We start from the raw sequence: 14,953 nt of genomic DNA on the forward strand, positions 1-14,953 counted from the left end.
CGGGCGCCGGATCAGGAGATGCCGAACTCTTTGCCGAGGAGGTCGAACATCTCCTCGTCGCTGGCGGTGTCGAGGCTCGGTGCGGCGGCTTCGCCCGCCCAGCCCGCGGTGAGCAGCCGCAGCTGCTCGGCCACCCGGGCCCGGTCGGCGTCGCCCAGGCTCGCGCCGAGCCTGCCGAGCTCGTCGAGCAGCCCGTCGACCCCGCGCGGCGCGGGCTCGTCGCCGGCCAGTTCCGCGGTGAGGTGCCGGGCCAGCGTGGCCGGCGACGGGTAGTCGAAGATGAGCGTCGCGGGCAGGCTCAGCCCGGTGACGCGGTCGAGGCGGTTGCGGAGCTCGACCGCGGTCAGCGACGTGAAGCCGGTTTCGCTGAACGCCCGGTCCGGCGCCACGTCCGCGGCCCGGCCGTGGCCGAGCACCGCCGCGACGTGCTCGCGGACGACGTCGAGGACGAGTTCACCCGCGTCGGCCGCGGAAAGCCCGGTCAGGCGGTCGCCGAGTCCGGTGTGGACTTCCGCGACCGGAGCCGCCGGGGCCAGCTCGCGGTACAGCGGGCGCGCCTGCCCGGAAAGGTAGGTGTCCCAGTCGATGTCGGCGACGACCTGCGAGCGCGTGACCCGGCCGAGCGCCGCGGCGGCCTCCGCCGGCGGCAGCGGGGTGACCCCGGCCCGCCGCATGCGGTCGGCGTTTTCGGCGGCCATGCCGCCACCCGCCCACGGTCCCCACGCGATCGAGGCGGCTGCCTTGCCCGTCGCGCGACGGCGCTGGGCGAGCGCGTCCAGCTCGGCGTTGGCGGCCGCGTAGTTCGCCTGCCCGGCGGCGCCGACCGCGCCGGCGAGCGAGGAGAACAGCACGAACGCGTCGAGGTCGCCGGTCAGCTCGTCGAGGACCCGGGCGCCGGAAACCTTGGCGTGCAGGACTTCCGCGAACCGGTCACCGGTCAGGCTGTCGACGACGCCGTCGTCGAGCACGCCGGCCGCGTGCACCACCGCGGACACGGGGTGCTCGGCCAGCAGGGCCGCGACGGCGTCCCGGTCGGCGGTGTCGCAGGCGACGACGGTCGTGCGCTCGTCGGGTGCCTCGCCACCGCGGCGGCTCGCGAGGACGACGTGCTCGGCGCCGTGGCCCAGCAGCCAGCCGGCCACGTGCCCGCCGAGCGCCCCGGTGCCCCCGGTGACGAGCACGGTACCCGATGGCGTCCACTGTGGACCGGAACCGGTGTCGCGGACGAGCCGTCGGGCGAAGACCCCGGCGGGCCGCACGGCGACTTCGTCCTCGCCGCCGGCCGCGAGCACCGCGCACAGCCGCTCGCCGTCCTCGGGCCCGACGGTGGCCGGCAAGTCCACCAGGCCGCCCCAGCGGTTCGGGTGTTCCATCGCGACCGTCCGGCCGAAGCCCCAGAACTGCGCCTGGGCCGGGTCCGCGACCGGCTCGCTGTCCGCCGTCGCGACCGCGCCGCGGGTCGCGCACCACAGCGGCGCCGTGACGCCCGCGTCGCCGAGTCCCTGCACCAGCGCGAGGGTCTGCGGGAGCCCACCCGCCACGGCCGAACCCGGCGTGCCGGCCGCGAAGGCCAGCAACGAAAGGGCACCCGTCGGCGTCGAGCCTTCTTCCGCGAGCTTGGCCTCGACCAGCTTGGCCACGGTGATGCGGTCGGCGTCTTCCGGTACCCGGACGACCAGCGGCCGCGCCCCCGACGTCGCGAAGGCACCCGCCACCGCCGTCACCGCGCCGGAGTCGTCGAGGGTTTCCGGCAGGACGAACAGCCAGTCGCCCGAGACGGCGGCCCCGGTCTCCCGCAGCTTCCGCCAGACGACGCGGTAGCGCCAGGCGTCGGACGGCGAGCCGGTCCGGCTTTCCCGCCGCCAGCCGGACAGCGCGGGAAGGGCGGTACCGATGGCCGCGCGCTGGTCGCCGTCGAGGCCGAGGAGCGAGCCGAGCGAATCGAGGTCCTCGCCCTCGACGGCCCGCCAGAACTCCGAGTCCGCTTCCGGCACCGGCGCCGGTGCCGCGGGCTCGGGCCAGAAGCGCTGCCGCTGGAACGGGTAGGTGGGCAGATCGACCGCGGGCGCCGGCGGGTAGAACGCGGCCCAGTCGACGTCCACCCCATTGACGTGAACAGTGCTCAACGCAGTGAGCAGTGCTCGCTCTTCGGAGCGGTCTCGTCGTAGAGCACTGCTCACGGTTCCGCCGTCGACCATCGCGCTCAGCACCGCGTCCGGCCCCAGCTCCAGGAACACCCCGACACCCTCGGCTTGCAGTGTCGCGACCCCGTCTGCGAACCGGACCGCTTCCCGGACGTGGCGGACCCAGTAGTCGGCCGTGAACGGCTCGGCGAGAGCACCGCTCACGTTCGAGATCACCGGTATCGTCGCGGAGCGGTGCTCCAACGACTCGGCGACCGCGCGGAAGTCCTCCAGCATCGGGTCCATCAGCGGCGAATGGAACGCGTGGCTCACCGCGAGGCGCTTGGTCTTGGGGAACTGGGCGGCGATGGCCAGGACCGCAGCTTCGTCGCCGGAGATGACCACGGATTCCGGGCCGTTGACTGCGGCGATGGAGACGCCCTCGGTGAGGGTGATCGCTGACTCCGGGGCAGCGATGGAGACCATCGCACCGCCGGGCGGGAGAGCCTGCATCAGGGAGGCGCGGGCGGTGACCAGGCGGCAGGCGTCTTCCACGGACAGGACGCCTGCTACGTGAGCCGCCGAGATCTCGCCGATCGAGTGGCCGGCCACGAAGTCCGGGCGGATGCCGAACGACTCGACCAGGCGGTGGAGCGCGACCTCGACGGCGAAGAGCGCGGGCTGGGTGTAGCCCGTCTGATCGAGGCGGTCGCCGCCGTCGAAGACGATCTCGCGCAGGGACGCGTCGAGCAGGCCGTCGAACTCCGCGCACACGGCGTCGAAAGCGTCGGCGTACACCGGGAACCGGTCGTACAGCTCGCGGCCCATCCCGGCACGCTGCGCACCCTGGCCGGTGAAGAGGAAGGCCAGGCGCCCGCCGGGCGTAGCCGTGCCGCGGATCGCGTTGTCCAGGTCCGCGAGTCCGGCGAGGAGTTCGCCGGTGCCGTCACCGAGCACGACCGCCCGGTGGTCGAGAGCCGCGCGGCCGGTCGCCAGGGTGCGGCCGATCCCGGCGGCGGGAACGTCTTCGGTGACGGCCGCGCGGAGGCGGCGGGCCTGGTCGTGCAGGGCCTGCTCGTCGCGGGCGGACAGCGGCCAGAGCGTGAGTCCGCTCGGGACGCTCACGGCCCGCTCGGGTTCGCCGGCTTCGAGGACCAGGTGGGCGTTGGTACCGCTGACACCGAACGCCGACACCCCGGCCCGACGGGCGCGGCCGGTCTCCGGCCACGGCGTCGGCTCGGTGAGCAGCTCGACGGCACCCGCCGTCCAGTCCACATGGGACGAAGGCGCGTCGACGTGCAGGGTCCGCGGGAGAACGCCGTGGCGCATGGCCAGCACCATCTTGATGACCCCGGCGATCCCGGCGGCGGCCTGGGTGTGGCCGATGTTGGACTTCACCGATCCCAGCCACAACGGCGTTTCGCGCTCCTGGCCGTACGTGGCCAGCAGTGCCTGTGCCTCGATCGGGTCGCCCAAGGTGGTTCCGGTTCCGTGCGCTTCGACCGCGTCGACGTCCGAAGTGGACAGTCCGGCGTCGGCCAATGCGGCGCGGATGACCCGCTGCTGCGACGGGCCGTTCGGCGCGGTCAGGCCGTTGGACGCGCCGTCGGAGTTCACGGCGGAGCCGCGGACGATCGCGAGGACCCGGTGGCCGTTCCGGCGCGCGTCGGACAGCCGCTCCAGGAGCACCAGGCCGGCGCCTTCGCCCCAGCCGGTCCCGTCCGCCGCCTCGGCGAACGCCTTGCAGCGGCCGTCCGAAGCGAGGCCGCGCTGGCGGCTGAACTCGACGAAGGTGGCCGGGGTCGACATCACGGTCGCGCCGCCCGCCAGGGCCAGATCGCATTCGCCGCGGCGCAGGGCCTGCGCGGCGAGGTGGATGGCGACCAGCGAGGACGAGCACGCGGTGTCGACGGTGAGCGCCGGTCCTTCGAGCCCGAACGCGTAGGCCAGCCGCCCGGACACGACCGCGGCCGCGTTGCCGGTGCCGATGAACCCGCCGACCTCTTCGCCCGCCGCGCCGAGCAAGCCGGCGTAGTCCTGGCCGTTGGTGCCGGCAAACACCCCGGTGCGGCTGCCCCGCAACGAATGCGGGTCGAGGCCGGCGCGTTCGAACACCTCCCAGGCGATCTCGAGCAGCAGGCGCTGCTGCGGATCCATGGCGAGGGCTTCGCGCGGGGAGATCCCGAAGAAGGCCGCGTCGAACTCCGCTGCCGTGTCGAGGAAACCGCCGTCGCGGACGTAGCTGTGGCCGCTCTTGCCGTGCTCCGGGTCGTAGAGCGCGCCGAGGTCCCAGCCGCGGTCCTCCGGCAGGCCCGACATCGCGTCGACGCCGTCCGCGACCAGCCGCCAGAGGTCTTCCGGCGTCGCGACCGAGCCGGGGAACCGGCAGCCCATGGCGACGAGCGCGATCGGCTCGTCGGTGCCGGAACGCGTCGGCGTCGTGTCCGCCGGTTCCGGCAGGCGGCCGAGCAGTTCGCGGTGCAGGTGCCGGGCCAGCGCGGCCGGGGTCGGGTGGTCGAAGACGAGGGTCGCGGGCAGGCTCAGCCCGGTCGCCGCGTCGAGGCGGTTGCGCAGCTCGACCGCCGTCAGCGAGGTGAACCCGCTTTCGGAGAACGCACGCCCGGCGTCGACCGCGGCGGCGTCGGGGTAGCCCAGGACGGCCGCGACGTGCGTGCGGGTCAGGTCGAGGACCTTCCGGCCACCCTCCTCTTCGGACTGTCCGGCGAGCAGGCCCGCGGGTTCTTCGGCCACGGCGGCCGGAGCCTCGGCGGTTTCGGCGAACCCGGTGAACAGCGGCCGGGGCCGGACAGCCCGCAACGCCGGGAGGTAAACGTCCCAGTCGAGGTCGGCGACCACCGCCACCGGCGCGTCCCCGGTGGCCTCGGCGGCGAGGGCGTCGAGCGCGAGCGCGGGCTCCAGGGCACCGACCCCCGCGGCACGCAGCCGGCGCCGCGCTTCGGCGTCCCCGGCGGCCATCCCGTCGCCCGCCCACGGGCCCCACGCGATCGAGACGGCGGGCAGCCCCGCGGCACGCCGGTGCTGCGCGAGCGCGTCGAGGTGGGCGTTGGCCGCGGCGTAACTCCCCTGCCCCGCCGCGCCGAACGCGCCGGCCATGGAGGAGAACAGGACGAAGGCGTCGAGGTCCGAAGTGAGCGCGGCGAGGTTCTCGGCGGCGGTCGCCTTCGCGCGCAGAACGGTGTCGAACCGTTCGGGCGTCAGGGATTCGATGACACCGTCGTCGAGGACACCGGCGGTGTGCACCACCGCGTTGAGCTCCTCGGGGAGGACGGCAGCCAGGGCGTCGCGGTCGGCGGCGTCGCAGGCCACGATCGAGACCTCGCAGCCGAACGCGGTCAGCTCGCGTTCCAGCTCCGCGGCACCCGGCGCGGCCGGTCCGCGACGGCTGAGCAGCACCAGCCGCTCGGCGCCACCGGCGGCCAGCCGCCGGGCGACCTGGGCACCGAGCGCGCCCGTGCCGCCGGTGACCAGCACCGTTCCCCGCGGCTGCCAGGTCTCGCCCGGTGTCGCGACGCGCCGCTCCAGCCGTCGCGCGAAGACGCCGGACGGGCGCAGCGCGACCTCGTCCTCGGTCCCGCCGAGCACGGCGGCCAGCCGTTCGCGGCCGCGGTCGTCCAGCTCGGCGGGGAGGTCGATCAGGCCGCCCCAGCGCTGGGGGTACTCCATGGCCGCCGTCCGGCCGAGGCCCCAGACCTGCGCCTGGACCGGCGCGTCGACGCGATCGGCACGCACGGCCACGACGGCGCCCCGGGTGAGGCACCACAGCCGGCCGCTGGTGCCGAGGTCGCCGAGGACCTGCAGCAGCGTGGCCGTGCCCGCTGTGATTCCGTCGCCGGCGAGGGCCAGCAACGAAAGCACACCGTCCACTTCGGAATCGCCCAGTGCCGCGCGCACCTGCTCGGCGAACTCGGCGCGCGGGAGCAGCGGGTCGATCCGCACCGGGGTGATCCGCCCGCCGCGTTCGATGATCGTCTGCGCGACCCCGGCCACGGCACCGGCTTCGCCCGCTTCCGGCACGACCAGCAACCAGTTCCCGACGGTCGCGGCGGCCTCCGGCGTGACCGGGCGCCAGGCGATGCCGTACCGCCACGAATCCACAGTGGACTCCTGGCGCCGCCGGCGGTACCAGGCCGACAGAGCCGGGGTCACCGCCGCGGCGACGTCGTCGTCCAGCGCCAGCTCGGTGGCCAGCTCCCCGCTCGCGACGACGTCCCAGAACCCCGAGTCCCCGCCGGCCGCGGTGGCGGGTGCGACGCCGGGCTCGCCGGCGAGCCAGTAACGCCGGTGCCGGAACGCGTACGTCGGCAGGTCAACCCGTCGGCCACCGGGATAGAACTCGCCCCAGTCGACGTCGACGCCGTTGACGTGAACGGTGCTCAGTGCCGTGAGCAGTGCTCTCTCTTCGGAGCGGTCTCGTCGTAGAGCACTGCTCACGGTTCCGCTGTCGATCATGGCGCTCAGTACCGCGTCCGGCCCCAGCTCCAGGAAGACGTCGGCGCCGGCGGCCTGCAGCGTCGAGACGCCGTCGGCGAAGCGGACCGTCTCCCGGACGTGGCGGACCCAGTAGTCGCCCGTGAAGGGCTCGGCGAGAGCACCGCTCACATTCGAGATCACCGGTATCGTCGCGGGGCGGTGCTCCAACGACTCGGCGATCGCGCGGAAGTCCTCCAGCATCGGGTCCATCAGGGGCGAGTGGAAGGCGTGGCTGACGGTGAGGCGTTTGGTCTTGGTGAACTGGGCGGCGATCGCCAGGACCTCGGACTCGTCGCCGGAGATGACCACCGATTCCGGGCCGTTGACGGCGGCGATGGAGACGCCCTCGGTGAGGGTGATGGCCGACTCGGGGGCCGCGATGGAGACCATCGCGCCGCCGGGCGGGAGGGACTGCATCAGGGAAGCTCGGGCAGCGACCAGGCGGCAGGCGTCGCCCAGGGAGAGGACTCCGGCGACGTGGGCGGCCGAGATTTCGCCGATTGAGTGACCGGCTACGAAATCGGGGCGGATGCCGAACGACTCGACTAGGCGGTAGAGGGCGACTTCGAGGGCGAACAGGGCTGGTTGGGTGAATTCGGTGCGGTCCAGCAGGTCTTGGGTGGTGAAGGCCTGGCGGAGGTTGGGATCGAAGTGGGTGAGGACCTCGTCGAACGCCTCGGCGTAGATGGGGAAGCGGGTGTAGAGGGACATGCCCATGTCCGCACGTTGCGCGCCTTGACCCGTGAACAGCACCGCCAAGCGGCGGTCCGGGCGGGCGATGCCGGTGACCGGCGGATTCTTCAGTGCGGCCAGCAGTTCCGCGCGGTCACTGCCGAACACCACGGCGCGGTGGTCGAGTGCGGCGCGGGAGTGGGCCAGCGAATAACCGACGTCGACCGGGGAAAGCTCCGGCCGGGCCTCGACGTGGGCGCGGAGGCGGTCGGCCTGCGCCGTGAGCGCGTCCGCGTCGCGGGCGGAGAGCAGCCACGGGATCACCCCGGGCTTGGGCTCGGGGCGGGGAACGACGGGAGCAGCCGCCGGGGCCTGCTCGATGATCGTGTGGGCGTTGGTGCCGGAGATGCCGAACGACGAGATCCCGGCGCGGCGCGGGTGGCCGGTCTCGGGCCAGGGCCGTCCTTCCGTGAGCAGCTCGACCGCGCCCGACTCCCAGTCGATGCGTGACGACGGCGCGTCCACGTGGAGGGTGCGCGGCAGGACACCGTGCCGCAACGCCATGACGACCTTGATCACGCCGGCGACGCCCGCGGCGGCCTGCGTGTGCCCGATGTTCGACTTGAGCGAACCCAGCCACAGCGGCTCTTCGCGGTCCTGCCCGTAGGTCGCGAGGAGGGCCTGGGCTTCGATCGGGTCGCCGAGGGTGGTGCCGGTGCCGTGCGCCTCGACCATGTCCACTTCGGACGGTGCGAGTCCGGCTCCGGCCAGTGCAGCGCGGATGACCCGTTGCTGCGAGGGGCCGTTGGGGGCGGTCAGGCCGTTGGACGCACCATCGGAATTCACCGCGGAACCGCGGACCACGGCGAGGACTTCGTGCCCGTTGCGTCGGGCGTCGGAGAGTCGCTCCAGCAGCACGAGGCCCGCGCCCTCGCCCCAGCCCGTGCCGTCGGCGGACTCGGCGAACGCCTTGCAGCGGCTGTCCGAGGACAGTCCGCCTTGGCGGTCGAACTCGACGAACATGCCCGGCTGCGCCATCACCGCGACGCCGCCCGCGAGCGCGAGGTCGCAATCGCCACTGCGCAGCGCTTGGACCGCCCAGTGCAGCGCGACCAGGGACGACGAGCACGCGGTGTCCACCGAGACGGCGGGCCCCTCGAAGCCGAAGGTGTAGGAGACGCGTCCGGAGACGACGCTGGTCGCGTTGCCGGTCAGCAAGTGCCCCTCGACGCCGGCGGCCACCTCGGCCACGCCGCTGCCGTACGCCTGGTGCGCGGCGCCGACGAACACGCCGGTGCTGCTGCCGCGCAGCGAGCGCGGGTCGATCCCGGCGCGCTCCAAGGCTTCCCACGAGATTTCCAGCAGGAGCCGCTGCTGCGGGTCCATGGCGAGGGCCTCGTGCGGCGAGATGCCGAAGAACTCAGCGTCGAACCCGCCCGCGTCGTGCACGAACCCGCCCTCGGCACCGTCCAGCGCGGCGAGGTCCCAGCCGCGGTCGGCGGGCAGGGCCGTGAGCGCGTCGCGGCCGGTTTCGACCAGGTGCCACAGTTCTTCCGGCGACGTCACTTCGCCCGGGTAGCGGCAGCTCATCGCGACGATCGCGATCGGGTCGTCGTCGACGACCGTGGTGACCACCGCCGGCGCGGCGGTTTCGGTGCCACCGCCCAATTCGGCTTGCAGCAGGGCGGCCAGCGCCTGGGGGTTCGGGTGGTCGAAGGTGATCGTCGCCGGGAGCCGGAGGCCGGTCACCGCGGTGAGCCGGTTGCGCAGTTCGACGGCGGTCAGCGAGTCGAAACCCAGGTCCTTGAACGCTTTCGCCGGCTCGACGGCGTCGGCGCCGTCGTGCCCGAGGACCGCGGCGACGTGCGTCCGGACGAGGTCGAGCAGGAACCGGCGGACGTCGTCCGGGCTCAGCCCGGCGAGCTTCGCCGCGAGTCCTTCGGCGCCCGGCACGGGCCCGGCCGCGCGGCGCGTGCGGACGCGGACCAGGCTGTGCCACAACGTCGGCAGGTGCTCGGCCTGGGCCCGCAGCGCGCCGAGGTCGACGCGCACCGGCACGACGCAGCCGGTGCCGGCCACCTGGGCCGCGTCGAACAGGGAAAGGGCTTCCTCGGTCCCGAGCGCGCCGATGCCCGAACGCGCGATCCGGGAGAGGTCTTCCTCGTCGAGGGTGCCGGTCATGCCGCTGGCTTCGGCCCACTGTCCCCACGCGAGCGAAACGCCGGGCAGGCCCTGCGCGCGGCGCTGGGCGGCGAGCGCGTCGAGGGCGGCGTTGGCGGCCGCGTAGTTGCCCTGGCCCGCCGCGCCGGCGACCCCGGCCAGCGAGGAGTACAGGGCGAACCACGCGAGGTCGCGGTCGCGCGTCAGCTCGTGCAGGTTCAGCGCGGCGTCGACCTTCGGCCCGATGACCGCGTCGAGCCGCTCGGGGGTGAGGGACTCGATGACGCCGTCGTCGAGGACGCCCGCGGTGTGCACGACACCGGTCAGGCGCACCGAATCCAGCAACGCGGCGAGGGCGGCGCGGTCGGTGACGTCGCAGCTTTCGACGCGCACGTCGGCGCCGAGTCCGGTGAGCTCGGCGACCAGCTCGGCCGCGCCCGGGGCGGCGGCGCCACGGCGGCTGGTGAGCAGGAGGTGCCGGACGCCGTGGGTGGTCACGAGGTGGCGGGCCAGCAGGCCGCCGAGGGTGCCGGTGCCGCCGGTGACGAGCACGGTGCCGTCCGGGTCCGGCGCGGCGGGGACGGTCAGGACGTTCTTGCCGACGTGCTTGGCCTGGCTGATGAACCGGAACGCGTCCCGCGCGCGGACGATGTCCCAGGCCGTGAGCGGAAGCGGGGTCAGCTCGTGGTTCGCGAACAGCGTCAGCAGGTCGCGGAGGATCTCCTGGATGCGGTCCGGGCCCGGGTCGCCGAGGTCGAACGGGAGGTAGGCGACGCCGTCGCGGACGTCCGCGCCGCGCAGGTCGGTCTTGCCCATCTCGAGGAACCGGCCGCCGCGCGGGAGCAGGTCGAGCGAGGCGTCCACAAAGGACCCGGTGAGCGAGTTGAGGACGACGTCCACGCCGCGGCCTTCGGTGGCGGCGAGGAACCGTTGCGAGAACTCGAGATCGCGCGAGGATGCGATGTTCGTGACGCCGAGCGCGCGGACGGCGTCGTGCTTGGCCGGGCTCGCCGTGGCGAACACTTCCGCGTTCTTCGTGCGTGCGAGCTGGACGGCGGCCATGCCGACGCCGCCGGCCGCGGCGTGGATGAGCACGGACTGGCCCGCGTCGAGCCCGCCGAGGTCGAACAGCGCGTAGTAGGCGGTGACGAACGCGACCGGCACGGACGCGGCCTCGGCGAAGGTCCAGCCCGCGGGCACCGGGACGAGCAGCCGCGCGTCGGTGACGGCGGTGGGTCCGAACGCGCCGGTGAACAGACCCAGCACACGATCGCCGGGCGCGAGGCCGGTGACGTCCGGCCCTACTTCGGTGACGACGCCGGCGGCTTCCGAGCCGAGGACGGCGTCCGGGTCCGGGTACATGCCGAGCGCGATCAGGACGTCGCGGAAGTTGACGCCGGCGGCGCGGACGGCGACCCGGACCTCGCCGCGGCCGAGCTCCTGCTCGGGCTGCGGCTGCAGGGTGAGGTCGTCGAGGGTGCCGCCGGTGGTGGCCAGCCGCCACTGTCCATCCGGGACGGTCAGGGCGCCGCTGTGGGCGCGGACCAGACGGGGCGCGGTGAACTTGCCGTCGCGGACGGCGACCTGCGGTTCGGTCGCGGGCAGGGTGGTGAGGTCGGGTGTTTCGGCGCCGTCGAGGTCGAGGAACTGGAAGCGGCCCGGGTGCTCGGACTGGGCTGAGCGCACCAGGCCCTGCACGGCGGCCGCGGCGGGGTCGGTGCCGCCGCCACGGGTCACGACGACCAGCCGGCCGGGGCGGTCGGCGGCGAGCCAGGTCTGGACCAGTGCCAGTGCCCGGTGGGTGGCGGCCTGGACGGAGGTCGCGGTCGTGGCGGGGACGGCGAAGACGAGGGATGCGTCGGTTTCCAGGTCGGGCGTCAGCGGAAGGCCGAGACCCAGGGTGTCCGGGCCGAGGACCACCGCGTCGGTAGCGGGGGCGGCCGGCACCGAGGTCCAGTCGAGGCGGAAGAGCGAGCCGTTCTGGGTGGGCGGCGCGGGACTGGCGATCGGACGCAGGACCAGGGAGTCCACCGACGCGACGGGGCCGCCGGACTGGTCGTGGACCGTCACCGAGACCGCGTTGTCGCCTGCTGGGGACAACCGGACGCGTAGTGCCGTAGCGCCGGAAGCGTGCAGGGCGACGCCGCTCCACGAGAACGGCATGCCGCCGGTGCCCGTCGCGGGCGTGTCCGCGGGGGCGGCGAGGCCGAGCGGGTGCAGGGCCGCGTCGAGGAGGGCGGGGTGCAGGCCGAACGCGGCCGCGTCGGGCTGGAACTCCTCGGGCAGCGTGACCTCGGCGAACGTGTCTTCGCCGCGGCGCCAGACCGTCTGCAGGCCGTGGAAGGCCGGGCCGTACGTGAAACCGAGTCCCGCCAGCCCGTCGTAGAGGCCGTCGGTCGGGACGCGCTCGGCGCCCGGCGGCGGCCACTCCGTCAGCTCCGCGGCCGGCGGGGCGCCGGTGGCGAGGAGGCCGCTCGCTTGCCGGGTCCAGGTGTCGGTGTCCTGGCCGGGGGTGGCGCCGTCGTCCGGACGCGAGTGCAGGGTGAGTTCGCGGCGGCCGGCGCCGTCGGCGGGACCGACGAACACCTGGATCGCGACGCCCCCGCGGCCGGGCAGGACGAGCGGGGTTTCGAGGGTCAGTTCCTCGACGACGTCGCAGCCGACCTGGTCGCCGGCCCGGACGGCCAGTTCCAGCAGCGCGGTGCCGGGGACGAGGACCGCCCCGCCGAGCGCGTGCCCGGCGAGCCAGGGCTGGGTTTCGAGGGACAGCCGTCCGGTGAAGACGACGCCGTCGTGCCCCGCCAGGCTGACGGCGGCGCCGAGCAGCGGGTGGTCCAGACCGCCGAGGCCAAGCGAGCCGGCGTCGCCGTGGGCCACGCCGCCGCGCGGCCAGAAGCGTTCACGCTGGAAGGCGTACGCGGGAAGATCGATGCGGCGGCCGCCCGGGAAGAGGGGCGTCCAGTCGACGTCGATGCCGTTGACGTGAACGGTGCTCAGTGCTGTGAGCAGTGCTCTTTCTTCGGAGCGGTCTCGTCGTAGAGCACTGCTCACGGTTCCGCCGTCGATCATCGCGCTGAGGACGCCGTCCGGGCCCAGCTCCAGGAAGGTCTGGACACCTTCGGCTTGGAGGGTGGCGATGCCGTCGGCGAAGCGGACCGCTTCCCGGACGTGACGGACCCAGTAGTCAGCGGTGAACGGCTCGGCGAGAGCACCGCTCACATTCGAGATCACCGGTATCGTCGCGGGGCGGTGCTCCAAGGACTCGGCGACGGCGCGGAACTCGTCGAGCATCGGGTCCATCAGCGGCGAGTGGAACGCGTGGCTTACCGCGAGGCGCTTGGTTTTCGGGAACTGAGCGGCGATGGCCAGGACTTGAGCCTCGTCGCCGGAGATGACTACCGACTCGGGGGTGTTGACCGCGGCGATGGAGACGCCGTCGGTGAGGGTGATCGCGGACTCGGGGGCCGCGATGGAGACCATCGCGCCGCCCGTGGGGAGGGCTTGCATGAGGGAGGCGCGGGCGGAGACCAGACGGCAGGCGTCTTCGAGCGAGAGGACTCCGGCTACGTGGGCGGCGGAGATTTCGCCGATTGAGTGGCCTGCTACGAAGTCTGGGCGGATACCGAAGGACTCGACCAGGCGGTAGAGGGCGACTTCGAGCGCGAAGAGGGCGGGTTGGGTGAATTCGGTGCGGTCGAGGAGGTCTTGGGTGGTGAAGGCCTCGCGGAGGTCCGGGGTGAAGTGCGAGAGGATCTCGTCGAACGCCTCCGCGTAGACCGGGAAGCGGGTGTAGAGGGACATGCCCATGCCGACCCGCTGCGCGCCTTGGCCGGTGAACAACACCGCCAGGAGGGCGTCCGGGTCGGCGGTGCCGGTGACCGCGTCCTCGATGCGCTCCAGACCCGCCCGCAGCTCCTCACGATCGGCCCCCACCACCACCGCGCGTCGGGCGAGGGCGGCTCGGGTGACCGCCAGGGAGTAGCCGCCGTCGACCGGGTCGGGGTCCGCTGCCAGCAGTCGCTGGGCTTGCTCGTGCAGGGCCGCGTCGGTCGCCCCCGACAGTACCCAGGGCAGCAGGCCCGCTGCGGGGGCTGGGGGTTCGGCCGCCGGAACCGCCGGGGCCTCCTCGACGATCACGTGCACGTTCGTGCCGCTCACGCCGAACGCCGACACGCCCGCGCGCCGCGGTGACTCGCCAGCCGGCCAGGGGCGGGGCTCGGTGAGCAGCTCGACCGCTCCGGCCGCCCAGTCCACTTCGGACGACGGCGCGTCGACGTGCAGGGTGCGGGGCAGGACCTCGTGCCGCAGCGCCATGACCATCTTGATGACGCCCGCGATGCCGGACGCCGACTGCGTGTGGCCGATGTTCGACTTCAGCGCGCCGAGCCACAGTGGACGGTCCGCGGGGCGGTCCTGGCCGTACGTGGCCAGCAGGGCCTGGGCCTCGATCGGGTCGCCCAGCGCCGTTCCGGTGCCGTGGGCTTCGACCGCGTCGACGTCCGAAGTGGACAGGCCCGCGTTGGCGAGCGCCTGGCGGATGACTCGTTGCTGCGACGGGCCGTTCGGGGCGGTCAGGCCGTTGGACGCGCCGTCGGAGTTCACCGCGGAGCCGCGGATGACGCCGAGGACGCGGTGTCCGTTGCGGCGGGCGTCGGACAGCTTCTCCAGCAGGACCATGCCGACGCCTTCGCCCCAGCCGGTGCCGTCGGCGGCGTCGGCGAAGGACTTGCACCGGCCGTCCGATGCCAAGCCGCGCTGGCGGCTGAACTCGGCGAACGCCAGCGGGCTCACCATCACCGTGACGCCACCCGCCAGCGCGAGGCCGCACTCGTCCTGGCGCAGCGCCTGGCACGCCCAGTGCAGCGCCACCAGCGACGACGAACACGCAGTGTCCACAGTGACCGATGGGCCTTCCAGCCCGAAGGTGTAGGACAGCCGCCCGGACATGACGCTCGGCGCTTCACCGGTCAGCAGGTAGCCCTCGGAGCCCGCGGCCGTCTGCAGCGTGCTGCTGTAGCCGGACGCGTTGGCGCCGATGAACACGCCGGTCCGGCTGCCCCGCAGGGAAAACGGATCCAGACGGCCGCGCTCCAGCAGCTCCCAGGACGTCTCCAGCAGCAGGCGCTGCTGGGGGTCCATGGCCAGCGCCTCGCGCGGCGAGATGCCGAACAGGCCGGGATCGAACCGGGCCGCGTCGGGGACGAAGCCGCCTTCGACCGCGCGGGCGCCTTCGTCGCCGTACATGCGCTCGACGTCCCAGCCGCGGTCCTCCGGGAAGCCCGACATCGCGTCGGTGCCGGTGGCGACGAGGTCCCACAGGTCCTCGGGCGAGGCGACCCCGCCCGGGTACCGGCAGGCCAGGGAGATGATGGCGATCGGCTCCTGCTCGGCCGCCTCCGCCGCCTGCAGCCGCTGCCTGGTCTGGTGCAGGTCGGCCGTCACGCGCTTGAGGTACTCGAGGAGCTTGTCCTGCTCTGACATCGCCAACCTCATCCGTTCGTCCAGTC

1 protein-coding gene is annotated in these 14,953 nt (G+C 73.6%); it reads right to left on the reverse strand.

The window, feature by feature from the left end:
* Positions 1-11 precede the first annotated feature (11 nt).
* On the reverse strand, positions 12-14,927 hold the full coding sequence (locus tag EIY87_RS48715; RefSeq protein ID WP_225440309.1) for a type I polyketide synthase: 14,916 nt from the start codon (positions 14,925-14,927) through the stop codon (positions 12-14).
* Positions 14,928-14,953: the final 26 nt, after the last annotated feature.

It is taken from the genome of Amycolatopsis eburnea (genome assembly GCF_003937945.1).
In the GTDB taxonomy this organism is placed as follows: domain Bacteria; phylum Actinomycetota; class Actinomycetes; order Mycobacteriales; family Pseudonocardiaceae; genus Amycolatopsis; species Amycolatopsis eburnea.